This window comes from Modestobacter sp. VKM Ac-2983 (assembly GCF_026967885.1).
Lineage (GTDB): Bacteria > Actinomycetota > Actinomycetes > Mycobacteriales > Geodermatophilaceae > Modestobacter.
Genome location: NZ_JAPVBK010000007.1, coordinates 85,204 through 111,408, shown reverse-complemented (window position 1 = coordinate 111,408; position 26,205 = coordinate 85,204). Strand labels below are relative to the sequence as shown.

Genomic DNA, 26,205 nt, shown 5'->3' with positions numbered 1-26,205 from the left:
TGTCGGCGTCCAGCGCCGAGGCGAACCCGCCCTCGGCGGTGCCCAGGTCCCGCACGAGGAAGGCGGCCGTCTCGTCGCCTCAGCACTGCTGAGGCCGCCCCCAGCCCGTTCTCGCGCCCGGCCCCCGGTCGCGGGCGCGCCCGGTGACCCGGATCATGATGTTGAGCACTGCAGCATCCCCGGAACGAGTAGAGGTCGCCATGCGCCTGCCCATCACCCCCAGCGAGATCGCCCCGCGCATCGTCACCGGCGCGTTCATCCTGAACTCCGGCCTCGGCAAGCGTGGTGCTGACGAGGCCACCGCGGCCGGCCTGCACGGCTTCGCCTCCGGCACCTACCCCGTGCTCACGAAGGTCCCGGCGACCACCTTCGCCAAGGGGCTGTCCACGGCCGAGATCACCCTCGGCACCCTGCTGCTGACCCCGCTGGTGCCGACTGCGGTCGCCGGCGCAGCGCTCACCGCCTTCTCCGGCGGGCTGCTGGGGCTCTACCTGCGCACCCCGGGGATGACCAAGCCGGGCCGGAGCGTGGCCCCCACCCAGGACGGGCTGGCGATCGCCAAGGACGTCTGGATGCTCGGCATCGGGCTCGGCCTGCTGACCGAGGCGCTCACCGGTCGCCGCACGACCCGCCGGGCCGCCCGCTCCCGCCGCAAGTAGTCGCCCGGGCGATCAGCCGGCCTGCTCCTCGGTCACCTGGGCGAGCAGGCCGGTCAGCAGGCCGGCCACGTCGTCCGGGCGGGTCTGCGGGGTCATGTGCGCTGCCCCCGGCAGCTCGACCAGCCGGCCCAGGGGCGCACTCGCAGCCAGGCGGGCTGCCCACCCCGCTGGGCACAGGGCGTCCCGCGTGCCGCGGACGACGACCACCGGCACCCGCACCCGGCGCAACCGCTCGTCGATGCGGTCGTGCACGGTCCGCCGCCACAGGGCGGCCATGTCCCGGGGCCCGGTCCGCAGCCACTGCACGACGATCACCGGCACCTGCCACCACTGCTCGCGCAGCGCCGTGCGCACCCACCGGCCGGCCAGCACACGCATCCGGCGGGTCGCCGGGTCCGTGGCCGGGCCGAGCAGCAGGATGCCGACCACCCGGGCGTCCCGCTCCGCGGCCGCGACCGCCACCTGACAGCTCTGCGAGTGGGCGACCAGCACGCAGCGGCCGGGTCCGAGCGCCGCCAGCAGCTGGTCGGTCAGCTCCGCCAGGGTGCCGACCGGCCCCCGGGCGCCCATGCCCGGCAGCCGCACCACCACGACCCGGGCCCGCCGCCGGACCCGTGCCCAGGAACGTTCGTCGAGACCGAGACCGGGAACGCACACCGCGACGGGAACACCGTTCGCCTCCAGGCTGCTCACCTGGATGCCGACTGTGTCCGGGACGACGGCGCCCCGCGGCGGAGGGCGCCCGAACGTTCCAGAGCAGTAGTGGGAGGATGAGTCATCATGACGACATCAGGAGCCAGTGTGACCCCCGTGACCGAGTCCACCGGACGGCGCCCCCGGGTCGTCATCGTCGGGTCCGGGTTCGGCGGTCTCTTCGCCGCCCAGGGCCTGAAGAAGGCCCCGGTCGACATCACGCTCGTGGCGAAGACGAGCCATCACCTCTTCCAGCCGCTGCTCTACCAAGTGGCGACCGGCATCCTCTCCGAGGGCGAGATCGCCCCGGCCACCCGGGAGATCCTGCGCGACCAGGACAACGCCCGGGTCGTGCTCGGAGAGGTCACCGACATCGACCTGACCGCCCGCACCGTCACCTCCACCGTCCTCGGCCGCACCACGGTGCACGAGTACGACGAGCTGATCGTGGCCGCCGGCGCCGGGCAGTCCTACTTCGGCAACGACCAGTTCGCCGAGTACGCCCCGGGCATGAAGAGCATCGACGACGCCCTGGAGCTGCGCGGCCGCATCTTCGGCGCCTTCGAGCTCGCCGAGCTGGCCACCGACCCGGGCGAGATCGACCGGCTGCTGACCTTCGTCGTCGTCGGCGCCGGCCCGACCGGGGTGGAGATGGCCGGGCAGATCGCCGAGCTGGCCCGCCGCACGCTGCGCAAGGACTTCCGGCGGATCGACCCGACCAGTGCCCGGGTGATCCTGCTCGACGCCGCGCCGAAGGTGCTGCCGCCGTTCGTCGACAAGCTCAGCCAGAAGGCGCACCGGCAGCTCAACGAGATCGGTGTCGAGGTCCAGCTGGGCGCGATGGTCACCGACGTCGACGCCGACGGCATCGTGGTCAAGGACGGCGACGGGCACGAGCGCCGCCTCCACGCCGCCACCAAGATCTGGGCGGCGGGTGTGCAGGCCAGCCCGCTGGGCAAGATCCTGGGCGAGCAGTCCGGTGCCGCGGTCGACCGCGCCGGCCGGATCTCGGTGCAGGACGACCTCACGCTGCCCGGTCACCCCGAGGTCCACGTGGTCGGCGACATGATCTCGCTGAAGCGACTGCCCGGCGTCGCCCAGGTCGCCATCCAGGGCGGCAAGTTCGCGGCGGACGCCGTCAAGGCGCGCGTCGCCGGCCGGCCGACCGCCTCGGAGTTCACGTACTTCGACAAGGGCAGCATGGCCACGATCTCGCGGTTCCACGCGGTCGCCGACACCTGGAAGTTCCAGTTCGGCGGCTTCCTCGCCTGGGTGCTGTGGCTGGGCGTGCACATCATGTACCAGGTGGGCTTCAAGAACCGGTTCACCACGGCGATCCACTGGGCGGTCAGCTTCCTGGGCCGCGGCCGCTCGCAGCGGACGGCCACCCAGCAGCAGGTGTACGGCCGGCTGGCCCTGGAGGAGCTCGGTGCGGACTTCGAGGTCTCCAAGACCGGGGGCCGACGGCACACCGGCGAGCCGGTCGACGTGACCGGGCGCGACTCCGCCTGATCGGCCCCCGCTGATCGACCCGCCTGATCTGCGCCTGCACCACGATGACGGCCCCGGTCCCGCTGCTGCGGGACCGGGGCCGTCGTCGTGCGGAGAGGGTCAGAACGGGTAGGCCGGCAGGTCGCCCCGCACCGTGACCCACTGCGTCTCGGTGAACGCCTCGATGTTGGCCTGCGGGCCACCGTGCCGGGAGCCGGTGCCCGAGGCGCCCACCCCGCCGAACGGGGCGACCGCCTCGTCGTTCACCGTCTGGTCGTTGATGTGCACCAGCCCGGACGGGATTCGCTCGGCCAGCTGCAGCCCGGCGTAGACGTCCCGGGTCAGGATGCCCAGGCTCAATCCGTACTCGGTGCCGGCCGCCATCGCCGCCACCTCGTCCAGCGAGGAGAACGGCGTCACCGGTGCGACCGGGCCGAAGATCTCCTCCTGGTAGGCCGGGGAGTCGACCGGCACGTCGCCGAGCACGGTCGGCCGGTAGAACAGGCCCTCGTACGTGCCGCCGGTGCGGACCGTGGCGCCGCTGTCGATGCTGGCGGTGACCAGGCCGTGGACCCGGTCGCGCTGACCCGCGTCGATGATCGGGCCCAGCGCCACCTGGTCGCGCCAGGTGTCCCCGACCGGCAGGTTCTCGACCTTGCTGGTCAGGATGGCGGTGTACTCCTCGGCGATCGACTCGTGCACCAGGTGTCGGCTGGTCGCCATGCAGATCTGCCCCTGGTGGGCGAAGGTGCCCCACGCGCCGACCGAGGCGGCCGCGGTCACGTCGACGTCGCCCATGACGATGAGCGCGGAGTTGCCGCCCAGCTCCAGGTGCGCCCGCTTGAGGTGCTGACCGGCGAGCGCACCGACCGAGCGGCCGGCCTTGGTGGAGCCGGTGAAGGCGATGACCCGGACGGCGGGGTCGGTGACCAGCGCCTGCCCGACGTCGGCGCCGCCGGGCAGCACCTGGAACACCCCGGCCGGCACCCCGGCCTCCTCGAACACTCGCGCGAACACCGCGCCACCGCAGATGGCGGTGCGCGGGTCGGGCTTGAGGACCACCGCGTTGCCCAGCGCCAGCGCCGGGGCGATGGCCCGGATGGCGAGGATGGTGGGCACGTTGAACGGCGCGATCACCCCGACCACGCCGGCCGGCACCCGCCGGGCGAAGGACAGCCGCGGCGAGCCGCTGCGCAGCAGCTCGCCGTAGGGGTGGCTGGGCAGTGCGGAGGCCTCGTAGCACTCCTGGGCGCTGGTGTGCACCTGGAAGTCGCCGAAGGGCTGGATGGCGCCGGACTCCCGGGCCAGCCACTCCTTGATCTCCGCGGCGTGCTCGGTGAGCAGGTCACCGGCCCGGCGGAGCACCGCGGCGCGCTGCTCGAACGGCAGCGCCGCCCACTCCCGCTGGGCCTGGGCCGCACGCGCGCCGGCCTTCTCCACGTCGGCGGGGGTGGCCTTGCCGACCTCACCGAGCTCGGCACCGGTGGCCGGCTCGACCGCGGTGTACGTGCCCCCGCTGCCGTCGGTCCAGGAGCCGGTCCAGATCTTGCCGCGCCACGCGCCGTCCTCGAGCAGTGCCATGTGGTCCTCGTCTCGTCGATGAGCAGTCGATGCCGGTTGTGCCATGTGTGCGCTCTCGCGTCACCCCTGCTTCCGTCCGGCGGAAGTCAGGAGCTGTGGAGCATCCAGGTCAGCGTCGCACGGCCCGGGGGCCGCTCCCCTCGGCTCAGCGGTGCTGCCGGCGACTGCCCCCGTGCCAGTCCTCCTGCTGGCCGGCGGCGTCGGCGGGCACGCCGAAGGAGGGCAGCTGGGGCCGCTCCCGCAGGCTCCGCTTGAGCTCGGCGAAACCGGGGAAGCTCGCCAGGCCGACCACGTGGTCCCACAGCGCGACGGCCTCCTCCTCCGAGGGCAGCCGGCTGATCACCGGGCCGAAGAAGGCCACGCCCTCCGGCGGCTGGAAGTGCAGGATCGGGGTGCCGACGTCCTTGCCGGTCAGCGCGAGCGCCTCGTCGGTCTCGGCGCGCAGCTCCGCGTCCCAGGACTCGTCGTCCAGCGCGGTGGCCAGCTCGGCCGGCAGACCGAGCTCGGCGAGCACCGGGGCGAGGAACTCCCGGGTGCCCCGCCGCCCCGGGTCCTCGCCCTCGGCGGGGGCGGTCTCGAAGACCTGCCGGCCCAGGGCCTCGTACAGGTCGCCCACCACGTCCGGGCCGTGCTCGGCCCGGACCCTGGCCGCCACGCGCAGCAGCCGCAACCCGGCGGTGTGCCCGGCCTCGTACTCCGGCGGGAACTGGGCTGCGTAGTCGACGTGGGCGTTGAGCAGCCGCAGCGAGATGAACCGCCACTCGACCCGGTGGTCGCGCTGGGCGCTGACCATCCGGACCCACTTGCTGGTCATCCAGGCGAAGGGACACACCGGGTCGAAGTAGAAGCGCAGGTCGGCCATCACCCGACCGTAGCCCCGCGGCAGCGCCGGCACCTGGGACGGCGACCCGCCGCCGGATCACCCGGACGGGTCGGCCCGGGGGCCCCGTGGTGCAGGCTCCTGCCCGGATCGCCGATGCACGCGGTGACATGGAGAGCGGCGGGTGACGAGGTGACGGCGGACCGACGGGTCCCGGCCAGGGTCGGGTTGTTGGCCCTGCTCTACGGGAGGGGCGGGCTGTTCTGCGTGGCCGGCGCGCTGCGACCGATGCACCCCGAGACCCCGGTGGCCCTCACCGGGGTGCTCGCCGCCGTGGGGATCGGTGGCGCAGCGGCGCTCCTCGCGCGCGGCGGCCGGCTGTCGCAGGCCGGCGGGCACACCGCCCTGGCCGGCATCTCGCTGCTGGTCGCCCTGCTCGCCTCCCGGTCGGTCACCGCCGTCGGCATCGTCGGGCTCGGCCCGGTGCTCATCGCGATCGGGCTCTACGCGGCACACTTCTGCTCCCTGCCCGCGGCCCGGGCCCACGCCGGGCTGGCGGTCGGGGCGGCGAGCCTGGGCGCTGCTGTTGCCCTCCCCTCGGCCGCGGCGCTCCCGTGGCTGATGACCGCGGTCAGCGCCCTGCTCCTCACCGAGGCCCACGCCCGGCTCAACAGCGCCCTGCGCACCGCTGCGGCCACCGACCCGCTCACCGGCCTGCCCAACCGCCGGTCCTGGGAGGCCGAGGCCGGCCGGAGCCTGGCGCGGGCGCTGCGCAGCGACGAACCGCTGACGGTCGCCGTCCTGGACCTCGACGACTTCAAGGCGGTCAACGACCGGGACGGGCACGGCGCCGGCGACCGGTTGCTGCAGCAGGTGGCCGACCACTGGGAGGCACGGCTGCGCACCGCCGACCTGCTCGGCCGGTACGGCGGCGACGAGTTCGTGCTGTGCCTGCCCGCCACCGACGGGCCGGGCGCACGGGAGCTGATCACCCGGCTGGACGGCGGGCCGATCGGCTGGTCCGTGGGGACGGCGACCGCCCGGGCCGGTGACTCGTTGGCCACCCTGCTGCAGCGGGCCGACGCGGAGCTGTACGCCGGCAAGCGGCTCCGCCGGCTGATGGCCCGCCGCGACGGGGACGGCTGACCCCGAGCCGACCAGCGCCGAGGGGTGCCGACCCAGCGGCCGGACCGTCGCGGCGAAGGACCTCCGACAGGTGCTCGTCAGCGATCGGCGAGTGCCACGCGCACGCCGAGTGCCACCAGGACCGTGCCGGTGACCCGCTCGAACGCGATGCGCACCCGGCCGCGGGACAGCAGGCGGCCGAGCGGCGCGACGGCCAGCGAGAACAGCCGCCACCAGAGCACGGCCAGGCCCAGGACCACGGCCGCCAGCACGGCGGTGGTGGCCGGCACCGGCTCCCCGGGAGAGACGAACTGCGGGATCAGGGTGAGGAAGAGCAGGGCGACCTTCGGGTTGAGCAGGTTGGTCACCAGGCCCTGCCGGAAGGCCGTGCCCCGCGCTGCCGCCGCCGGCATCGGCGCCGGCGTCGGCTGCGGCGTGCCGGGCTCCCTCCGCCGGGTGTGCCACAGCGCGGCCAGGCCCAGGTAGACCAGGTAGACCGCCCCGGCCAGCTTGACCACCGTGAAGGCGGTGGCCGACGCGGCGAGGACGCCGACAGGCCGATCACGGCGGCGGTGGCGTGCACCGCGATCCCCGTGCAGCAGCCGAGACCGGTCCACCAGGCCGCCGGGACGCCGCCGCGCACACCATTGCGCAGGACGAGGGCCATGTCCGGACCTGGCGTGAGGGTCAGGAGCGTGACCACGAGCAGGAAGGGCACGAGCTGGACCGGCACCCGGCCACCCTAGGCAGCGACCACCCCCCGCGCTCAGGGCCTCCCGTCCGCCAGCCCCCGGGCCCGCTCGGCAGCACGGTCGCTGATCGCGGCAGCGGTGCGCGACCGGCGGACGGCGGCATCCCGCCGCCGTTCGGCCTGCTGGACCGCACCGGCGGCATCCGCCGCCCGCCGCTCGACCCGGCGGAGCTCCTCGGCCAGCCGGGCGGCCTGCACCTGCAGGTCGTCGCACCGGGCGACCGCCCCGGACAGCTGCTGTTCGGCCGAGTCGGCTGCCGCGGCGGCGGCCCGAGCCACCTGGGCGGCGTCCTCGGCGTCCTGCCGGGCCTGGGCCAGCTCCCGGCGGCGCTGCTCCTCGGCCTCCCGGCGTTCCTCGGCCTCCCGGCGGCGCTGCTCCTCCCAGCGCTGATCGGCTGCGTCGGCGCCCGCATCCGCCTCGGCTCCCGCAGCTCCCGCTGGGTCCCTCTCGGCCGCGGCCGGACCGGAGGTGAGCGGGAGCGCCAGGGCGCCGCTGAGGTCTACCGGCCCGAGGCCGCTGTAGGACAGCGCCGTGGTCAGCCGGCCGGCCTGCAGCGCCGCCCCGGCGTCGGGATCGGCGATCGCGGCCCGCAGCGTGCTCTGCACCTGCTCGGTGACCGCGCTGCTGACGTCGTGTCCCTCCCGGCGCGCCACCGTGCGCGCCTCGCGCGCCAGCGCGGCGACCACCTGGTTGCGCTGGCGGCCCAGCGCGCGCAGCTGGTCGGCGGAGAGGTCGGCCTGCGCCTGCCGGAACAGGTCGCCGAGCTCGAGCAGCTGGTCGACCTCCCCGGGCCGTCGACGGGCCAGCAGGTTGCACACCCAGGCCGCCGTCGTCGGCTTGGGCAACGCGGCGACCGCCTTCGCCAGCCCCCTGTCCCCGGCGGCCCGAGCCCGGTCCCGGGCGGCGGTGCGGGCGGCGATGAACTCCTCGGGCGCGACGGCGTAGAGCTCCTCGGCGATGGGGTGCAGGCCGTCGTCGTCCAGCTCGACACCTCCTCGTGCGGTCAGGGGCGGCGCCAGTCGTCCGACGTCAGGTCGGAGCCGGCCTGCGGACCCATCTGCATCATGCCGCCGTCGACGGCCCACGAAGCGCCGGTGACGTAGCCGGCGGCGTCGGAGGCGAGGAACGCCACGACGGCGGCGACCTCCCGGGCGTCGCCGGGGCGGGGCACCGGGATGCCCGGCCGGCGCTTGCCCGGCGCGGTCGGGTCCTCGTCCTCCTGCCCGGTCATCGCCGTGGCGATCTCCCCGGGGGCGACCGCGTTGACGGTGATGCCGTGCTCGCCCAGCTCGAGGGCGGCGACCCGGGTCAGCAGACCGAGCCCACCCTTGGCCGCGCTGTAGGCGGCGTTGCCCACCCGGGGCAGGTGCTCGTGCACGCTCGTGATGTTGATGATCCGGCCCCCTCGGCCGGCGTCGACCATCCGGCGGGCGGCGCGCTGCAGGCAGAGGAACGCGCCGTCGAGGTCGGTGGCGAGCACGGTGCGCCAGGTCTCCCAGTCGGTGTCCAGGACGGTCGACAGGTGCCCGGTGCCGGCATCGTTGACCAGCACGTCAAGGCCGCCGAGCGCGTCCGCCAGGTCGTCGACGACATCGGCGGCACCGGGCAGCCGGGTGAGGTCCAGGTGCCTCAGCTCGGCGCGCCGACCGGCCCGGCGGACCAGCTCGACGGTCTCCTCGCCCATGGCGCGGTCGCGGTACCAGGTGACGCCGACGTCGCAGCCCGCCTCGGCCAGGGCCACGGCGATCGCCCGGCCCATGCCCGACTCCGACCCGGTGACGACGGCGACGCGCGACTGCTGACCGCTCTGGCTCATGGGCAGCCGCTACCCGCTCCCGTCGGTCCGATGCACGGAGACTTGTTCTAGTCCGCATAGAACAGTTAGATTGCCGACGTGCTGGTGCGCATCGATCCCGACTCCCCTGCACCGCTGCACGCGCAGATCTCAGCGGCCGTGCGGCGGGGCATCGCCGTGGGCGAGATCGCCCCGGGAGAGCGCCTCCCCGGCGCCCGCGAACTCGCGGCCGCGCTCGGGGTCAACCTGCACACCGTGCTGCGGGGCTACCAGGAGCTGCGGGCCGAGGGACTGGTCGAGCTGCGCCGCGGCCGCGGCGCCCAGGTGCGCCCGGACGCCGCGCCGGCGGTCGCCGCGCTGCGCCAGGCGGTGCACGCCCTGGTCGACGAGGCGCGGCGCCTGGGGCTCAGCGCCGCCGAGGTCACCGAGATGGTCAGAGAGGCGATGGCATGAACGAGAGCATGAGCGCCCCAGCTGGACGGAGCCCGTTCCGCCGGGCCCGGGAGGTCGCGGCCGTGGCGCTGCCGCTGGCGGTCTGGGCCGCCGGGGCGGCCCTGGTGGCCGCCTGGCGGCCGGAGCTGCCGACGCCCGTCGCCGTCCACTGGGGCGTCGACGGCGCCGACGGCTTCGCCGACCCGCTGCGCACGGTGCTGCTCACCGGCGTGGTCCCCGCCCTCGGTTCGCTGGTCACCGGCCTGGTGCTGCGCACCCGGCGGGTCGCCGCACAGGAGCGCCGACTGGTCGCCGGCTCGGCGACCGGCATCTCGGTCTTCTGCGTCGGGCTCGTCGTGGGCAGCATCGCCGGGCAGCGCGGCCTGCTCGACCCCGCGGCGGCCCCCTCCCCCACGCTGGCCGGCCTCGTCGCCGGCCTGCTCGCCGTCCTCGGCGGGGTGGCCGCCGCCCGGCTGCTGCCCGCCGCACCGCGCGGAGCCGCCCGGGCGTCCAGCGCCCCACCGGAGACCGCGCCCCGGCTGCCCGTCGCCGAGGGTGAGCGGGCCGTCTGGTCCCGCCGGGCGACCATGGGGCCGCCCGCCCTCGCCGCGCTCGGCGTCGGCGCCGTGGTGCTCGGCGGGCTGGTGCTCATCGGCAGCGCCCCCGCCGAGCTGCTGCTGGCTCCGGTTCTGATGCTCGGCGTGGGCCTGCTGTTCGGCTCCGTCCGGGTGTGGGTCGACGAGCGTGGACTGACCGTGCGCTCCCCGCTGGGGCGGCCCTCCTGGCAGGTGCCGCTGGCCGACGTGGCCGAAGCAAGCGTCGTCGAGGTCCGGCCGATGCGGGAGTTCGGCGGCTGGGGGTACCGGGTCGGCCGGGACGGGCGCCGGGGCGTGGTGCTGCGCGGCGGTGCGGCGCTCGAGGTGGTCCAGGGCGACGGACGGCGCTTCGCCGTCACCGTGCCGGGGGCCGGTCAGGGTGCTGCGCTGCTCAACACCCTCGCTGCCCGGCAGCACAGCTGACCCGACTGGTCGCCCCCACCAGCGCGGGCGCTGACCCTTCGTCGCCGCGTACGAAGACCGCCCGGGGTGTGGGCAGCAGGCTCGGCGCATGGGTCGACCGCTGGCGCTCGAGGACGTGCACGCCCTGCAACTGCCGGGCGAGCCCACCGTCTCCCCCGACGGGCGGGCCGTCGTCTACGTGCTGCGCACCACCGACCCCGCCGCCGACGCCGACCGGCACGCGCTGTGGTGGGTCCGCGCCTCGGCCGAGGGCTGGGGGGCGCCGGTGCCACTGACCCGGGGCGCCGCCGACACCAGCCCGGCCTTCTCCCCCCGGGGCGACCGGGTCGCCTTCCTCCGCCGCGGGGACGGGCCGGCGCAGCTGCACGTGCTGCCGGTCGACGGTGGTGAGGCCGAGCGGGTGACCGACCTGCCCGCCGGCGCCGGCGCCCCGGTCTGGAGCACGGACGGCGACCGGATCGCCTTCACCGCCCCGGTCCGCCCCGCCGAGCAGGACGACGACGCACCGATCAGCACCACCCGGATCGGCTGGAAGGCCGACGGCGCAGGGCTGCTGCGCGGCGTCCGGCAGCACCTGCACGTGCTGGAGCTGGCGACCGGCGAGGTGCGGCAGCTGACCTCCGGCGACTGGCACGCCGGCCGGCCGGCCTGGTCCCCCGACGGCGCCCGGTTGGCGTTCGCCGCCGCCACCGACCCCGACGCCGACCTCACCCACCGCACCCCGGCACACGTGGTCGACGTCGCCGGTGGCCCGCCCCGCCGGGTCGGTGACGGCCGCGGCCTGGCCGGCCCGGTGGTGTGGACCGCCGACGGCGAGGCGCTGCTGGTCACCGGCCAGCCCACCGTCGCCGTCGACCACACCGGCCTGCTCGTCCAGCCGCTGGACGCCGTCCCCGCCGAGCGCGACCTGGCCGCGCCGCTGGACCGCAACGTCATGCCCGGCGGCCCCGGCTACCCCGGCGGCCTCCCCCAGCTGACCCGGGACGGCGCCGAGGTCGTCTTCTGCGTCCGCGACCGGGGCTGCTCGCACGTCTACGCGACCGCCGTCGACGGCTCGGGCACGCCCCGCCCGGTGCTGACCGGTGCCGACGTCGTCGTCTCCGGGCTGTCGGTGGCCGGTGCGGCCGACGTCGCCGCCGTCGTCCTGGCCGACCCGGCCAGCTACGGCGAGGTCGGCGTGGTGGACCTGGGCTCGGGCGCCGTCACCCGGCTCACCACGCACACGGCGGCCTCGCTCCCCGGCGTCGAGCTGGTCGTGCCCCAGCCCCGGACGTTCACCGTGCACGACGGCACGCAGGTGCACGGCTGGCTGCTGGTCGACCCGGCGACCCCGGGCCCGGCGCCGCTGCTGGTCGACGTGCACGGCGGCCCGCACAACGCCTGGGCGCCGGCGGCCGATGCCGCCCACCCGTACCACCAGGCGCTGGTCGCGGCGGGCTGGGCGGTGCTGCTGGTCAACCCGCGCGGCAGTGACGGCTACGGCCGGGCGTTCCTCACCGGCGCCGTCGGCGGCTGGGGCACCGCCGACGAGCGGGACCTCCTGGACCCGGTCGACCAGCTCGTCGCCGAGGGCGTGGCCGACCCGGCGCGGCTGGTGCTCACCGGCTACAGCTACGGCGGCTTCATGACCTGCTGGCTGACCGGCCGCACCGACCGGTTCGCCGCCGCGATCGCCGGCGGCGTGGTCGCCGACCTGACCAGCATGACCGGCACCAGCGACGCCGGGGAGGTGCTCGCGCTGGAGTACGGCGACCCGGTGACCGACCCCGACGCCGTCCGGGCCCTCTCGCCGATCACGAACGTGCACCGGGTCCGCACCCCGACGCTGGTGCTGCACGGCGGTGCGGACGAGCGCTGCCCGGTCGGCCAGGCCGAGCAGTGGTTCACCGCGCTGCGCACCCAGCGCGTCCCCACCGAGCTGGTCCTCTTCCCGGGCGGCTCACACCTGTTCATCCTGGACGGCCGCCCCTCACACCGGGTCGGCTACAGCCGGCGCCTCATCGCCTGGGCCGAGCAGCACGGGAACGGCCGCCCCGCCCTGGACGCCGCCCACTGGCAGCGGCGGCTGGACGAGCTCGCCGCCGCGCACCGCGTCCCGGGGGCGGTGCTGGCGATCAGACGGGTGACCCCCGGTGCCGACGACGAGCTGGTGGAGGCCGCCACCGGCGTGCTCAGCAGGGCCACCGGCGTCGAGGTCACCACCGACTCGGTCTTCCAGATCGGCTCCATCACCAAGGTCTGGACGACGACGCTGGTGATGCAGCTGGTCGACGAGGGGAAGCTGGACCTGGACTCCCCGCTCGTCGAGGTGCTCCCGGAGCTGCAGCTGGGCGACCCCGACGTCGCCAAGCGGGTGACGATGCGGCACCTGCTGACCCACACCAGCGGCATCGACGGCGACATCTTCACCGACACCGGCCGCGGTGACGACTGCATCGAGCAGTACGTGGCCGCGCTGGCCGACGTGGCGCAGAACCACCCGCTGGGCGCCACCTTCTCCTACTGCAACTCCGGTTTCTCGCTGGTCGGCCGGGTGGTCGAGGTGCTCACCGGCCAGACCTGGGACGCCGCCCTGCGGGAGCGGGTGATCGAGCCCCTCGGGCTCACTCACACCTCCACGCTGCCGGAGGAGGCGATCCTGCACCGCGCCGCCGTGGGGCACATCGCCGCCGAGCCCGGCGCCGAGCCGCAGCCGTCGCCGACCTGGCTGCTCCCCCGCTCGCTCGGCCCCGCCGGCCTGGTGAACGCCACCGCCCGGGACGTCACCGCCTTCGCCGCCGCGCACCTGCGCGGGGGCGTGGCCGCCGACGGCACCCGGCTGCTGTCCGCGGAGTCGGCGGCGGCGATGACCACCGAGCAGACCGCCCTCCCGGACACCTGGTCGCTCGGCGACTCCTGGGGCCTGGGCTGGATCCGGTTCGACTGGCACGGGGCACGGCTGCACGGCCACGACGGCGGCACCCTGGGCCAAGGTGCGTTCCTGCGGGTGCTGCCCGGCGGGCGCTCGGGCGAGGGCCTGGTGGTGTCGCTGCTGACCAACGGCGGGGACATGCTGGACGTCCACGCCGACCTCTACCGCGAGGTCTTCGCCGAGCTGGCCGGGGTCACCATGGCCGACCGCCTGCAGCCGCCGACCGAGCCACCGGCGGTGGACCTCGCCCGCCACGTCGGCTCCTACGAGCGGAGCTCGGTGCAGACGGAGGTGTTCGAGCGCGACGGCGGGCTGGTGCTCCGCCAGACCGCGGTCGGCGCCGTGGCCGAGGCGACCGGTCAGCCGGTGCAGGAGCACGAGCTCGTGCCGGTGTCCGACGGACTGTTCGCGATGCGCGCCCCGGGTACCCAGGGCTGGACGGCGGTCACCTTCTACCAGCTGGCCGACGGCAGCGCGTACGTGCACTCCGGCGGCCGCGCCAACCCGAGGAAGGGCTGATCCCCCGGTGACCCACCTGCTCCCCCACGACGTCCGACCCACCGAGTTCGACGCGCTGCTGCCGGCGATCCTGGCCGACCTCGAGGAGCTGGTGACCGTCGAGTCGCCCTCGGCCGACCCGGCCGCGGTGGCCGCCGGAGCGGCCCGGGTGGCCCGGGTGGGCGCGAAGGCGCTGGGGGCGGAGCCGGAGGTGCTGCTGCAGGAGGGCTGCACGCACCTGCGCTGGCGGCTCGGTGCGGGCCCTCGCCGGGTGCTGCTGCTGTGCCACCAGGACACGGTGTGGCCACTGGGCACCCTGGCGGAGATCCCGTGGTCGGTGGCCGACGGCGTGGTGCGCGGGCCCGGCTGCTTCGACATGAAGGCCGGCATCGTGCTGGCCTTCACCGCGCTGGCCCGGCTGCAGGCCGCGGGCGAGGACCTGGACGGGGTGACCGTCCTGGTCACCGGGGACGAGGAGATCGGTTCCCCGACGTCGGCCGACCTGATCCGCGCCGAAGCCGCCGGCTGCGCAGCGGTGCTCGTCCTGGAGGCCAGCGCCGACGGTGGTGCGCTCAAGACCGGCCGGAAGGGCGCCTCGATGTACGACCTCGTGGTGACCGGTCGGGCCGCCCACGCCGGGCTGGAACCGGAGAAGGGCATCAGCAGCACCGTCGAGCTCGCCCACCAGGTGCTGGCGATCGCCGACCTGGCCGACCCGGCGCTGGGCACCACGGTCACGCCGACGGTGCTCACCTCGGGCACCACCACGAACACCGTCCCGGCCACCGGCCGGCTGAGCGTCGACGTCCGGGCGCTGACCGCCGCCGAGCAGCAGCGGGTCGATGCCGGGATGCGGGCGTTGACCTCGCAGCTGCCGGGTGCGGTCCTCGAGCTGCGCGGCGGGATCAACCGGCCGCCGCTGGAGGAGACCGCCTCGGCCGGGCTGTTCGCGCTGGCCACCGCGGTGTCGGAACAGCTGGGCCTGCCGGCGCCGGTCGGGGTCACCGTCGGGGGCGCCTCCGACGGGAACCTCACCGCCGGCATCGGGGTGCCCACGCTGGACGGGCTCGGTGCGGTCGGCGGTGGGGCGCACGCCGTCGACGAGCACGTGCTCGCCGACCAGCTCCCCGGTCGGGCAGCGCTCCTCGCCGGCCTGGTGCGGACGGTGCTGGACGGCGGGGGCGTTGGCGTCGCGGACGAAGAGCGCCCCGGTGAATGAGCACCCCGCACCAAGCCCGGGCGGGACCACCGCACCGACCATGGGCGGTGTGACCGACCTGATCGCCGGGACCCCGCTGCCCCTGCCCGCCGCCGGGCCGGGTGGTCAGGGGGCGGCCCGCGCCGGCGCCGGCGCCGCCTGGGTCGTCGCCGCGGAGGCCGCCGCCGCCTCGGGAGTGCGGGTCGCCGCGCTGACCGACCTGGCCGACCTGCGAGCCGTCCAGGCTCTCTTCGACTCCATCTGGCACCCGGCCCCGGACAACCCGCCGGTGACGGTGGAGCTGATGCGGGCCCTGACCAAGGCCGGCAACCCGTTGTTCGGCGCCTACGCCGGGCATGAGCTGGTGGGTGCGTGCGTGGGCTTCTTCGCCGCCCCGTCCGGCACCGCCCTGCACAGCCACGTCACCGGCGTCGTGCCGTCGGCGCAGCGACGCAGCGTCGGGCGGGCGCTGAAGCTGCACCAGCGGGCGTGGGCACTGGAGCACGGCATCGACCGGATCAGCTGGACCTTCGACCCGCTCGTCCGGCGCAACGCCTGGTTCAACCTGGGCCGGCTGGCCGCCACCCCGGTGGAGTACCTGCCCGACTTCTACGGGCCGATGGCCGACACGATCAACGCCTCCGACCAGTCCGACCGGCTGCTCACCTGCTGGTCGCTGGAGGCCCCTGCGGTGGTGCGGGCCGTCGCCGGCCGGCCGGTGGAGGTCGACCTGCCGGCCCTGCTGGCGGCCGGTGCGGCCGCCGTCCTGACCGTGGGGCCCGGCGGGCGCCCGGAGGCCCGGCCCGGGACGCCGGGGGTGCCCGCGCTGATCGCCGTCCCGGCCGACGTGGAGACACTGCGTGCCCGCGATGCCGCGGTGGCCGCGGAGTGGCGCATCGCCGTGCGCGCCGCCCTCGGCGGTGCGCTGACCGCAGGAGCCTGCGTGCGGGGGTTCGCCCGCGAGGGCTGGTACGTCGTCGACGGCCCGGGTCCGCCCGGCGCCCCTGAGGCCGGGAGGGCCACACCGTGAAGCTCGAGGCCGTGGAACTGCGCCGGATCCGGATGCCGCTGGTGGCACCGTTCCGCACGTCGTTCGGCAGTCAGACCGCCCGCGACATCCTGCTGGTGCGGGCACGGACCGACGTGGCGGAGGGCTGGGGCGAGTGCGCCGCCCTGCCCGATCCGCGCTACTCCGCCGAGTACGTCGACGGCGTCGCCGACGTGCTGCGCCGGTTCTTCCTCCCCGCCGTCGCCGCCGTCCCCGACCTCGACGCCAACGCCGTCGGCCGGGCGCTGGCACCGTACTCCGGGCACTGGATGGCCAAGGCATCGATCGAGACGGCGGTGCTGGACGCCGAGCTGCGCGCGGACGGGCGCTCCTTCGGCTCGTTCCTCGGCGCAGCCGTCGACCGCGTGCCCTGCGGGGTCTCGGTCGGGATCATGGACTCGATCCCGGAGCTCCTCGACGCGGTCGGCGGCTACCTGGACGCCGGCTACCTGCGGATCAAGCTCAAGATCGAACCGGGCTGGGACGTCGAGCCGGTCCGCGCCGTCCGGGAGCGCTTCGGCGACATGGCGCTGCAGGTGGACGCGAACACCGCCTACGCCGTCTCCGACGCCCGGCACCTGGCCCGGCTGGACCCCTTCGACCTGCTGCTGATCGAGCAACCGCTGGACGAGGACGACGTGCTGGGCCACGCCGAGCTGGCCCGCATCGTGCGCACGCCGATCTGCCTGGACGAGTCGATCACCTCGGCCCGCTCGGCCGCGGCGGCGATCACGCTGGGCGCCTGCTCCATCGTGAACGTGAAGCCCGCCCGGGTCGGCGGGTACCTGGAGGCCCGGCGGATCCACGACGTGTGCGCCGCGCACGGCGTGCCGGTCTGGTGCGGCGGGATGCTGGAGACCGGGCTGGGCCGGGCGGCGAACGTGGCGCTGGCCGCGCTGCCGAACTTCACCCTGCCCGGGGACACCTCGGCCTCCGACCGTTACTACGCCACCGACATCACGCCGCCGTTCCGGCTGGACGACGGGCACCTGCGGGTGCCGACCGGCCCCGGCCTGGGGGTCGAGCCCGATGCCGCGCTGCTCGAGGAGGTCACCACCTCGGTGGAGGAGATCGGCCTACGGTGACCGCGCCCGTTCGTCCAGGCCGACGAACCGGGCACCCCCGAGTCGTGCGCGAGGACTGTCCGCGCGGCCGCCGCCACCCCTAGGGTCGGCCCGGTGAGCCTGCCTGCGAGCTCGGTCCCGGGTCTGTCCACGCTCGCCGCTGCCCCGGCGGCGGCCCCCCGCGCCAGCCTCGGCCACGTCCTGGACCACCTCGGCACCACCCTGCTCGAGGTCGCGGCCGGCGACCCGACGGCCGACCTGGCCGATCAGGGGGTCGGCGGGCTGGTCATCCACGACCCGGTCGACCCCCCGGCGCTGCCCTCCCGGGCGCTGGTGCTGGGCGTCGGCGTGCACGAGCCGGACGCCGTCCTGGACCTGCTGGAGCAGACCGCCGCCGCCGGCGGGGCCGGGCTGGTCGTGCGGGCGCCGGCGCCCGCCGACCCGCGGATCTCCGCGGTCGCCGAGCGCACCGGCACCGTGCTGCTCGCGCTGACCCGCGGTGCCAGCTGGAACCAGCTGGCCACCCTGGTCCGCTCGCTCCTCGGCGAGGGGGAGGTCGGGACGGCGGGGCCGGAGTCGCTGGGCGGGGTGCCCGCCGGGGACCTGTTCGCCCTGGCCAACGCGATCGCCTCGCTGCTGGACGCGCCGGTGACCATCGAGGACCGCAGCTCGCACATCCTCGCCTTCTCCGGCCGCCAGGACGAGGCCGACGAGTCGCGCATCCAGACGATCCTCGGCCGCCAGGTGCCCGACCGGTTCACCCGCCAGCTGGAGGCGCAGGGGGTCTTCCGGCAGCTCTACGCCACCGACCGGCCGGTGTGGATGTCGCCCGAGGTGCTCGGGATGCCGGAGGTGACCATCGCCCGGGTGGCGGTCGCAGTGCGCGCCGGTGACGAGATCCTGGGGACCATCTGGGCGGCCGTCGACGCACCGCTGGACCCGGCGAGGGAGCGCAGCCTGGTGGACACGGCGAAGCTGGTCGCCCTGCACCTGCTGCGGATGCGGGCCGGCGCCGACGTCGAGCGGCGGCTGGCCAGCGAGCTGGTCGCCACGGCGCTGGAGGGCGGGGCGGGCACGGTCGACGCGCTGAGCCGGCTGGGGCTGGCCGACCGGCCGCTGATCGTGCTGGCGATGGGCCTGACCGAGAGCACCGACGAGCACGGCACGCTGAGCCTGGCCCGGCGCGAGGCCGAGCGGCAGCGCTCCGCCGACGCCCTGGCCGTGCACCTGACCGCGCTGCACCCGGGCTCGGTCGTCGCCCTGGTCGGCGGGGTCTGCTACGCCGTCCTGCCGGTCGGGGCGGACGCCCCCTCGGCCGACGTGCGGGCCGCCGCGGTGGCCACCGAGTTCCTGCAGCGCACCGGTGGCCGGGTGCCCGGGATGGTCGGTGTCGGCACCGTCGCGCTGGACGTCTCGGCGCTGACCCGCTCCCGGGACGCCGCCGACCGGGCCCTGCGGGTGCTGCGCAACGGCACCACCTCGCGCCGGGTGGCCCGCGCCGCCGACGTGCACATCGAGTCGCTGATGCTGCAGCTGGCCGACCTGGCCGCCGCCGAGGGGCACGAGGCCTCGGGGCCGGTGGCCCGGCTGGCCGAGTACGACGCCGCGCACCGCGCACAGCTGGTCGAGACGCTGCGGGCCTGGCTGGACGCCTTCGGGGACGCCATCGCCGCCTCCGCCCGGGTGCACGTGCACCCGAACACCTTCCGCTACCGGCTGCGCCGGATCGCCGAGGTCGGCGGGATCGACCTGGGTGACGCCGACTCCCGGTTCGCCGCGATGCTGGAGCTGCGCCTGCTCCGCTGGTGAACGGTGCCTGGTGACGGGTCTCAGCCGGCCACCGCGCGGGCGAAGCGCTCCGACCACTCCGCGAGCCGCACCCGCAGCTCCTCCGGGGCGACCACGGTGAACTCCGCGCGGACGGCGCCCAGCACCAGGGCCGGCCAGTCGAGGTCGTCGGTCTCCAGGTGCAGCCGGCAGCGGTCCGGGCCCTCGTCGGTGACCCGTACCCAGCGGCCGACCCGGTCCCGGACGACCGCTGCCGGGGCCTCGACCACCGCCTCCACGACGGTCGGCGTGCGGAACTGCTCCATGCCGGCCCGGACGAACGCGGCGGCGTCCTCGGCCGGCAACGGTCGCGGCGCGAACCGGGCCCCGGTGCCACACAGCCCGGACATCCGGTCCAGCCGGAAGGTGCGCCAGTCACCCCGGGACGGGTCGTAGGCGACGAGGTACCACCGGCGCCCCAGCGGCACCAGCCGGTGCGGCTCCACCAGCCGCTCCGCCGGTCGCCCCCCGGCGGCGGTGTAGGTGAACCCGAAGCGCTCCGTGTCCCGGCAGGCCTGGGCGGCCGCCACCAGCACGCCCGGATCGACCGCGGGGCCGCCGTCGGACCAGGGCGGGGCAGGCACCGTCATCGCCCGCAGCGCCTCCACCCGGCGGCGCAGCCGGGCGGGCAGCACCGGCACCACCTTGGTCAGGGCCCGCACCGAGGCCTCGGCCATCCCGGCGCCCGCCCCGGCCGCCGCGGCCTGCAGCCCCACGGTGAGCGCCACCGCCTCGTCGTCGTCGAGCACCAGCGGCGGCAGCGCGGCCCCGGCGGCCAGCCGGTAGCCGCCGTCCACCCCGGGACGGGCCTCCACCGGGTAGCCGAGCTCGCGCAGCCGGTCCACGTCCCGGCGCAGCGTGCGCAGCGAGACGCCCAGCCGGCCGGCCAGGTCGGCGCCGGCCCAGTCGCGGCGGCCCTGCATCAGCGAGAGCAGGCGCAGCGCACGGGAAGTGGGGTCGACCATGCGCTGAGACTGCCATCCATCGCGGACAGGATCTGGCACCGATACCCGGCAGCATCGTCGGTACGAGATCCCATCGACGAGAGGGCACACCGATGACCAGCACCGAGACCACCACCGCTGTCGCCGCCGAGCGGGCCGACCTGCTCGAGTCGCTCGCCAAGCACCGCTGGTTCCTGGCGCACACCGTGCGCGGGCTGACCGACGAGCAGGCCCGGCTGCGGCCCACCGCGAGCGAGCTGACCCTGGGCGGCCTGCTCAAGCACGTCACCGCCATGGAACGGATGTGGGCGGAGTTCATGGTGACCGGCCCGACCACCTTCCCGGCGTTCGACGAGTCGACGGCGGAGGAGTGGGCCGCGGAGTTCGTGATGGGACCGCACGAGACGCTGGCCGGCCTGCTCGCCGACCAGGCGGCAGTGGCGGAGCGCACCGACGAGCTGGTCCGGACCCTGCCGAGCCTGGACGTCACCCACCCGCTGCCGCCGGCGCCGTGGTTCGAGCCGGGCGCCCGGTGGTCCGCCCGCCGGGTGGTGCTGCACGTGATCGCCGAGACCGCCCAGCACGCCGGCCACGCCGACGTCCTGCGCGAGACGATCGACGGCCAGAAGTCGATGGGCTGACCCCGGGCCGGCGCCGCCCGGTCAGTCGGTGAGGCGGGCCAGCGGGGCGTGCGCCGGCGCGAAGTGGCAGGCCGTGGCGTGCCGGTGGTCGGCCGTCGGCTCGGTGGTCCGGCAGACCTCCCGCTCCGGGTGGACGAGCGGCCCGACCGGGCAGCGCGGGTGGTAGCGGCACCCCGGCGGCGGGGCGTGCGGGTCGGCGGGCTCCGCGGCCGCCACCGCCGCCGGGGCCGGCTCGGCGTCCCGCCCGGCGGGCCGGGCGTGCGCGGACGCGGGGACGGCCGCGAGCAGGTCCCGGGTGTAGGGGTGCTGGGGGTCGGCGAGGACCTGCTCGGCCGGTCCGTGCTCGACGATGCGGCCCAGGTACATGACGGCGATCTCGCTGGCCACGTACCGGACGACGGCCAGGTTGTGCGAGATGAACAGCATCGAGGTGCCCAGCTCCCGCTGCAGCCGGCGCACCAGGTTCAACACCGTGCCCTGGATGGACACGTCGAGCGCGGAGGTGATCTCGTCGGCGACCACCACCGCGGGCCGAGCGGCCAGCGCCCGGGCCAACGCCACCCGCTGGCGCTGGCCGCCCGACAGCTGACCGGGATGGGCGCCGGCCCGGGCCGGGTCCAGCTCGACCAGCTCCAGCAACCGGGCCACCTCCCGCCGCCGCTCGGCCGAGCCGGTCCCCCGCGGCACCGCCTCGGCGATGCTCTCCCCGATCGTCATCCGCGGGTCGAGCGAGGAGTACGGGTCCTGGAAGACCATCTGCACCGGCCGCGGGCCCGACCCGTGCCGGATCGGTTCCCCGTCGAGCAGGATCCGGCCCCCGGACAACGGCGTGAGCCCCACGGCCGCGCGGGCCAGTGTCGACTTGCCCGAGCCGGACTCCCCCACCAGCCCGACGACGGCGCCGTCCGGCACGGTGAGGCTGACCCGGTCGACGGCGGTCATCGCCCGCCGCCGGGAGCCGTACCGGACGCTGACGTCGTCGAACCGCAGTTCGCTCATGCCCGCTCCCCCAGGGAGACGGCGACGGGTGCCGCACCGGGGACGGCGAGGTCGGCGACCTCACCGGCGTGCCAGCAGGCCACCCGCCAGCCGGTCCCGTCGTCGGCGAGGGCCGGGTCCTCGACCGTGCACCGTGCCGAGGCGAGCGGGCAGCGGGGGGCGTAGGCGCAGCCCGGGGGCTGGTGCGCCGGGTCGACCGGCCGGCCGGGGATCACCGGCAGCGGCTGGTCCAGGTCGACGTGCATGTCGGGCACCGCGGCGACCAGTGCCCGGGTGTACGGGTGGCGGGCGGCGGTGCCGAGCTCGGCGGCCGGCAGGTCCTCGACCACCCGGCCGGCGTACATCACCAGCACGCGGTCGCAGACCTGGCCGACGACGGCGACGTCGTGGCTGATCAGCATCAGCGCCACGCCGTCCGCGGCGCGCACGGCGGCCAGCAGGTCCAGCACCTGACGCTGCACGGTGACGTCCAGCGCGGTGGTCGGCTCGTCGGCGACGATCAACGTCGGTTCCCCCATCAGGCCCATGCCGATCATCGCCCGCTGCCGCATGCCGCCGGAGAACTCGTGCGGGTACTGGTGCGCGCGGCGCTCGGCCGCGGGGACGCGGACGGCGCGCAGCCGGTCGACGGCACGGCCCATCGCCTGCCGCCGGTTCATCCCCTGGTGCTCCTCGGCCACCTCGGCCAGCTGACGCCCGATCCGGCGGGTCGGGTTGAACGACGTCATCGGGTCCTGGAACACCATCGCGAACGCGGTGCCCAGCAACCGACGGTGGCTGCGCTCGGACCCGGTCAGCAGGTCGGTGCCCTGGAACTCCAGCCGGTCCGCGGTGACCTCGCCGGGCTGCTCGACCAGCCGGGCGATCGCCAGTGCGGTGAGCGACTTGCCCGAACCGGACTCCCCGACGACCCCGACCGCCTCGCCCCGGCCGATCCGGAAGCTCACCCCGCGGACCGGGCGCACCAGGCCACCGGGCCCCGGAAAGGTCACCGAGAGGTCCTGGACGTCGAGCACCGGCCGGCCGGCCGCCGGGCCGGGGTCGGTGGCCGGCGTGCCGTCGTCGGTGACCGGGGCCGGCACGGTGTCGGCACGGGGGCCGCTGCGCACCGGGTACGCCCCGTTCACGGCGGCGGTCAGCCCGATGCCCTTGGCCACCGCCTCACCGAACAGGTTGAACGCGAGCCCGGCGACGACGATCGCGACGCCGGGGGCCAGCGCCGCCTCCGGGTGGATGTAGATACCGCTGAGCCCGTCCTGCAGCAGCCGTCCCCAGTCGTAGCTGGGCGCCTGCACGCCCAGGCCGAGGAAGGACAGCCCGGCGAAGGCCAGCAGCGCGCCGCCGGCACCGATCGTCGCGTTCACCACCAGTGGCTCGCCGATGTTGGGCAGCACGTGCCGGATGAGCACCCGCACCCGGCCGACCCCGGCGATGCGGGCGGCGGAGACGAAGTCACGGTCGGCGATCCCGGCGGCCAGCGTGTGGGAGAGCCGGGCGAAGGAGGGGGCACCGGCGAAGCCGATGGCCAGCACCGCCCCGGTCGCCCCCACCCCGAAGACGACGGCGAAGAAGAGCGCCAGCAGCAGCCCGGGGAAGGCGACGGCGATGTCGACCGCTGCGGTCACCAGCCGCCCGGCGCGCCGGCCCAGGAGCAGGGGTGCGGTGCCCAGCAGCAACCCGAGGACCACCGCGATCAGCGTCGCCAGGAGCGCCAGGCCGATGGACAGCCGGGTGGCCACGAGCACCCGGGCGAACAGGTCGCGGCCCAGGGCATCGGTGCCGACCCAGTGCTCGCCGGAGGCGCCCTGCATCGCCGCGGTGGTGTCCACGGTGTCGGCCGCGTCGGACCAGAACACCGGGCCGAACACCGCCAGCAGGAGCACCACGGTCAGCAGCAGGCCCGCGCCGGCGCCGACCGGGGTGCGGAGCACCGCGAGCCAGCGGGCGCCCGCCGCCGACCGTCGGGAGGGGGCGGCCGGCTGGTCGGCGTCGGTGGGCGGCACGGGTGCGATCGTCATCGGCTCAGCTCTCCCTGATGGCCGAGCGCGGGTCCAGCAGCGCGAGCACCACGTCGACGGTCAGGTTCACCAGCAGCACCCCGGCGCCGTAGACGAGCACGATGCCCTGCACCACGGAGTAGTCCTTGAGCAGGATCGAGGAGACGATCGTGCTGCCCAGCCCCGGCCAGGCGAAGACGTTCTCCACCAGCACCGTGCCGGCGACCAGCGCGCTGAGCAGCAGCCCGCCCAGCGTGATGGTCGAGGTCAGCGCGTTGGGCATGGCGTGCCGGAGGTAGATCTCCGGCGCCGGGAGGCGTTTGGCCCGGGCGGTGCGCACGTGGTCGGCCTGCAGCACCGACAGCATCTCCACCCGCATGATCCGGGCCAGCGCCGCGGCCGGCCCGACGGCCAGAGCCAGCACCGGCAGGACGTAGGAGCTCGCGTCCTGCTGGCCCGCCACCGGCAGCCAGCCCAGCTGGACGCCGAAGACGTAGACCAGGCCGACGCCGAGCAGGAAGTCCGGGACCGCCCCGGCGACGACGCTCGCCGAGGAGAACGCCAGCTCGCGGCGGCGGGCCCGCCCACCCCGGGTCAGCACGCCCATCGCCACCCCGATCGGGACGGCCAGGACCACCACCACCAGGAACGCCAGCACCGCCAGCTGGGCCGTCGCCGGCAACCGCTGGGAGATCACCTGGGAGACCGGCAGCCGAGAGGTCAGCGACGTGCCGAGGTCGCCGGTGAACACGCCCTGCAGGTAGTGCACGTACTGCAGCCACAGCGGGTCGTCCAGGCCGAGGGACGCCCGCCGGGCCGCCACCAGCGACGCCGGTGCGGTCGGCCCCAGCGCGGCCCGGACCGGGTCACCCGGGATCAGGTGGATCATCAGGAACGACGCGGTGACCAGCACCCACAGCGAGACGACGAACCGGCCGGCGCGCCGGGCGGCGAACCGCAGCCACGGGCTGTCGAGCGCCGCGTCCACCCCCCGGTGCCCCGCCGTCGCGCCGGTCGTTGCCGTCGCGCCGGTCGCCGTCGTCGTGCTCGTCACCGTCGCCCCCTCTCCGCCGTCCGCGTCGTCCGGGGCCGGGTCAGTCGACCATCCGGATGCTGGTCGGCTGGAGGACGTCGACGACCTCGAACTCCGCGCCGCTGCCGAAGAAGCTCACGTCCTGGTTGGCGAACGGGACGACGTCGGCGTCCCGGACCAGGGCGGCCTCCGCCTCCAGCCAGGTGTCGCAGCCCTCCGTGCCGATCATGGTCATCGCCTCGCCCACCAGCTGGGTGTAGTCGGGGTTGTCGATCGCGGCGAAGTTGTTGCCGTCGGGCACGGTCGGGCCGGACAGGAAGGGCACCATCTGGTCAGGGCTGCTGACGTTGACCGGGATCCAGGCGACGTCCCAGTCACCGGTGCCGAAGATGGTCTCGACCGCGGCGGTCTCGTCCTTCGGCGTCGTCGTCACCTCCGCGCCGAGCTCGGTCCAGGCTGCGACGACGAGCTCGGCGGCCGCGGAGCCGGGCGCGCCCAGCGCGCTGTCGTAGAGGAACGTCAGCTCCAGCCGCTGGCCGTCCTTGCTGCGCACGCCGTCGGCGCCGACCTGCCAGCCGGCCTCGTCGAGCAGTTGCTGCGCCGCCGCGAGGTCGTGCTCGGGCAGCGCGCCGGAGACCGAGTCGCCGGGGCAGGAGGCCGGTGCAGAGGCGGCGAACGTGGTGCCGGGTCCGCCGCGGCCGGAGGTGAGCACCTCGGCGAGCTGGTCCAGGTCGACCGCCTGGGTCAGCGCCATCCGCACCGCCGGGTCGGCCGTGGGCCGGCCCTCGGCCTGGTGGAACCACATCTCGCCGAGCACCGCGGTCACGGTCGCGTCGAACAGGCCCTCCTCGGCCAGCCGCTCGGCGTCCGGGCCGAGGACCTGGGCGGCGTTGAGCCCCCCGGACAGCAGCAGGTTGGCCGAGGTCGTCTCGTTGCCGACGACCTGGGCCACGATCTCGTCGGGCATGCCCTCGGCGTCGGTGCTGGCGCCGTCGGGGCCCCAGGTGTACCCCTCGCGCAGGGTGTAGGTGTAGTGGTCGCTGGGAACAGCCTCGGTCAGCTCGTACGGCCCGGTGCCGAGGGTCTCCGAGGCCAGCTGCTCACGGTCCTCCAGCCCACCGGCGCAGACCATCGGGACGCCGGCCAGACCCTCCAGCACGAAGGGCGCGGGCCCGGCCAGGTCCATGGTCACGGTGTTGGTGGCGTCGTCCGCGGTGGCCTGGACGCCGACCGGTACGAAGACCCCGAGGAAGGGGCTCTGGTTGGCGGGGTCGGCGATCCAGTTGAGGTTCGCCGCCGCGTCGCTCGCGGTGAAGGGTGAGCCGTCGGAGCAGGTGACGTCGTCGCCGATGGTCAGGGTGACGGTCTCGGCATCGACCGTCCAGTCCTCGGCGATCCCCGAGACGACCTCCCCCTCGCTGTCGATGAACACCAGCGAGTCGTAGGCGAAGTGGCTGAGCTGGAAGAGGTCGCTGGCCGCCGAGGCCTGCGGGTCGAGGTTCCCCGGGTCGGAGGACAGCGCCATGGTGAAGGTGCCGCCGTCGACGACCTCACCGCTGCCGCCACCTCCGTCGTCTCCACCGCCGCACCCGGCGAGGAGGAGCGTGGCGGCGGAGACGCCGACGCCGGTCCGGATGAGCCTCATGGTGTGTCCTCTCCTGATGCGGCGATTGCGAGA

General features: G+C 75.5%; 22 protein-coding genes and 1 pseudogene. 11 read left to right on the top strand and 12 right to left on the bottom strand.

Annotated features, from left to right (window positions below; genetic code table 11):
- Window positions 1–200: 200 nt before the first annotated feature.
- A complete protein-coding gene (locus tag O2W18_RS21570) occupies window positions 201–659 on the top strand; it encodes a hypothetical protein (RefSeq protein WP_269189471.1) in 459 nt (152 codons plus the stop codon).
- Between the two features lie 12 nt (window positions 660–671).
- Here O2W18_RS21570 and O2W18_RS21565 read toward each other — a convergent pair whose 3' ends face one another.
- Window positions 672–1,352 carry an alpha/beta fold hydrolase gene (locus O2W18_RS21565; RefSeq protein WP_269189470.1) on the bottom strand — a complete coding sequence of 227 codons (681 nt, stop codon included), beginning with the start codon at window positions 1,350–1,352 and terminating at the stop codon, window positions 672–674.
- A gap of 108 nt (window positions 1,353–1,460) precedes the next feature.
- Between O2W18_RS21565 and O2W18_RS21560 the strand changes: the two genes are divergently transcribed.
- Window positions 1,461–2,864, top strand: coding sequence for an NAD(P)/FAD-dependent oxidoreductase (locus O2W18_RS21560; RefSeq protein WP_269189469.1), 1,404 nt, complete (start codon window positions 1,461–1,463; stop codon window positions 2,862–2,864).
- A gap of 99 nt (window positions 2,865–2,963) precedes the next feature.
- On the opposite strand, the gene O2W18_RS21555 is transcribed toward O2W18_RS21560, so the two are convergent.
- Both O2W18_RS21555 and O2W18_RS21550 read right to left on the bottom strand, forming a co-directional pair.
- Entirely contained in the window at window positions 2,964–4,424 is a 1,461-nt protein-coding gene (locus O2W18_RS21555; protein WP_269173582.1) for a benzaldehyde dehydrogenase, read from the bottom strand.
- Window positions 4,425–4,569: 145 nt separating this feature from the next.
- A complete protein-coding gene (locus O2W18_RS21550) occupies window positions 4,570–5,286 on the bottom strand; it encodes a mycothiol-dependent nitroreductase Rv2466c family protein (RefSeq protein ID WP_269189468.1) in 717 nt (238 codons plus the stop codon).
- Between the two features lie 150 nt (window positions 5,287–5,436).
- On the opposite strand from O2W18_RS21550, the gene O2W18_RS21545 reads away from it, so the two are divergent.
- Window positions 5,437–6,390 carry a GGDEF domain-containing protein gene (locus tag O2W18_RS21545; RefSeq protein ID WP_269189467.1) on the top strand — a complete coding sequence of 318 codons (954 nt, stop codon included), beginning with the start codon at window positions 5,437–5,439 and terminating at the stop codon, window positions 6,388–6,390.
- Window positions 6,391–6,467: 77 nt separating this feature from the next.
- On the opposite strand, the gene O2W18_RS21540 is transcribed toward O2W18_RS21545, so the two are convergent.
- The 4 genes and pseudogenes from O2W18_RS21540 to O2W18_RS21530 form a co-directional block, all read right to left on the bottom strand.
- On the bottom strand, window positions 6,468–6,986 hold the full coding sequence (locus O2W18_RS21540) for a LysE family translocator (RefSeq protein ID WP_269189466.1): 519 nt from the start codon (window positions 6,984–6,986) through the stop codon (window positions 6,468–6,470).
- Window positions 6,929–7,072 (bottom strand): annotated as a pseudogene (locus O2W18_RS21805) (LysE family transporter); the annotation flags it as partial. The gene O2W18_RS21540 and the pseudogene O2W18_RS21805, both read right to left, overlap by 58 nt.
- A gap of 63 nt (window positions 7,073–7,135) precedes the next feature.
- Window positions 7,136–8,206 carry a hypothetical protein gene (locus tag O2W18_RS21535; RefSeq protein ID WP_269189465.1) on the bottom strand — a complete coding sequence of 357 codons (1,071 nt, stop codon included), beginning with the start codon at window positions 8,204–8,206 and terminating at the stop codon, window positions 7,136–7,138.
- Entirely contained in the window at window positions 8,125–8,937 is an 813-nt protein-coding gene (locus O2W18_RS21530) for an SDR family oxidoreductase (RefSeq protein ID WP_269189464.1), read from the bottom strand. The genes O2W18_RS21535 and O2W18_RS21530 overlap by 82 nt, the downstream gene beginning before the upstream one ends.
- Window positions 8,938–9,015: 78 nt before the next feature.
- On the opposite strand from O2W18_RS21530, the gene O2W18_RS21525 reads away from it, so the two are divergent.
- The 7 genes from O2W18_RS21525 to O2W18_RS21495 all read left to right on the top strand — a co-directional run bounded on the left by O2W18_RS21525 (window position 9,016) and on the right by O2W18_RS21495 (window position 18,895).
- Window positions 9,016–9,369 carry a GntR family transcriptional regulator gene (locus O2W18_RS21525; RefSeq protein ID WP_269189463.1) on the top strand — a complete coding sequence of 118 codons (354 nt, stop codon included), beginning with the start codon at window positions 9,016–9,018 and terminating at the stop codon, window positions 9,367–9,369.
- A gap of 8 nt (window positions 9,370–9,377) precedes the next feature.
- Complete coding sequence (locus tag O2W18_RS21520; RefSeq protein WP_269189462.1) at window positions 9,378–10,367, top strand: hypothetical protein; 990 nt, start codon at window positions 9,378–9,380, stop codon at window positions 10,365–10,367.
- A gap of 88 nt (window positions 10,368–10,455) precedes the next feature.
- Window positions 10,456–13,797 carry a serine hydrolase gene (locus O2W18_RS21515; RefSeq protein WP_269189461.1) on the top strand — a complete coding sequence of 1,114 codons (3,342 nt, stop codon included), beginning with the start codon at window positions 10,456–10,458 and terminating at the stop codon, window positions 13,795–13,797.
- 7 nt (window positions 13,798–13,804) lie between these two features.
- Entirely contained in the window at window positions 13,805–14,995 is a 1,191-nt protein-coding gene (locus O2W18_RS21510) for a M20 family metallopeptidase (RefSeq protein WP_269189460.1), read from the top strand.
- 40 nt (window positions 14,996–15,035) lie between these two features.
- Window positions 15,036–16,004: a GNAT family N-acetyltransferase gene (locus O2W18_RS21505; protein WP_269189459.1), complete on the top strand. Its 969-nt coding sequence runs from the start codon at window positions 15,036–15,038 to the stop codon at window positions 16,002–16,004.
- Window positions 16,001–17,107: an o-succinylbenzoate synthase gene (gene menC / locus O2W18_RS21500; RefSeq protein ID WP_269189458.1), complete on the top strand. Its 1,107-nt coding sequence runs from the start codon at window positions 16,001–16,003 to the stop codon at window positions 17,105–17,107. Before O2W18_RS21505 ends, menC begins: the two co-directional genes overlap by 4 nt.
- A gap of 93 nt (window positions 17,108–17,200) precedes the next feature.
- Window positions 17,201–18,895, top strand: a complete 1,695-nt coding sequence (locus O2W18_RS21495; RefSeq protein WP_269189457.1) for a PucR family transcriptional regulator — start codon at window positions 17,201–17,203, stop codon at window positions 18,893–18,895.
- 20 nt (window positions 18,896–18,915) lie between these two features.
- On the opposite strand, the gene O2W18_RS21490 is transcribed toward O2W18_RS21495, so the two are convergent.
- Entirely contained in the window at window positions 18,916–19,878 is a 963-nt protein-coding gene (locus O2W18_RS21490; RefSeq protein WP_269189456.1) for a helix-turn-helix transcriptional regulator, read from the bottom strand.
- A gap of 92 nt (window positions 19,879–19,970) precedes the next feature.
- Between O2W18_RS21490 and O2W18_RS21485 the strand changes: the two genes are divergently transcribed.
- Window positions 19,971–20,498 carry a DinB family protein gene (locus O2W18_RS21485; RefSeq protein WP_269189455.1) on the top strand — a complete coding sequence of 176 codons (528 nt, stop codon included), beginning with the start codon at window positions 19,971–19,973 and terminating at the stop codon, window positions 20,496–20,498.
- 21 nt (window positions 20,499–20,519) lie between these two features.
- Here the strand turns inward: O2W18_RS21485 and O2W18_RS21480 are convergent, their stop codons facing one another.
- Genes O2W18_RS21480 through O2W18_RS21465 form a run of 4 tightly spaced genes read right to left on the bottom strand, consistent with a single transcriptional unit; the run spans window position 20,520 to window position 26,172 of the window.
- On the bottom strand, window positions 20,520–21,497 hold the full coding sequence (locus O2W18_RS21480) for an ABC transporter ATP-binding protein (protein ID WP_269189454.1): 978 nt from the start codon (window positions 21,495–21,497) through the stop codon (window positions 20,520–20,522).
- Entirely contained in the window at window positions 21,494–23,515 is a 2,022-nt protein-coding gene (locus tag O2W18_RS21475; RefSeq protein WP_269189453.1) for a dipeptide/oligopeptide/nickel ABC transporter permease/ATP-binding protein, read from the bottom strand. The genes O2W18_RS21480 and O2W18_RS21475 overlap by 4 nt, the downstream gene beginning before the upstream one ends.
- Window positions 23,516–23,519: 4 nt before the next feature.
- Window positions 23,520–24,548 carry an ABC transporter permease gene (locus O2W18_RS21470; RefSeq protein ID WP_269189452.1) on the bottom strand — a complete coding sequence of 343 codons (1,029 nt, stop codon included), beginning with the start codon at window positions 24,546–24,548 and terminating at the stop codon, window positions 23,520–23,522.
- A gap of 40 nt (window positions 24,549–24,588) precedes the next feature.
- Window positions 24,589–26,172 (bottom strand): ABC transporter substrate-binding protein, encoded by a 1,584-nt coding sequence (locus O2W18_RS21465; RefSeq protein ID WP_269189451.1) that lies wholly within the window; start codon window positions 26,170–26,172, stop codon window positions 24,589–24,591.
- Between the last annotated feature and the right edge of the window lie 33 nt (window positions 26,173–26,205).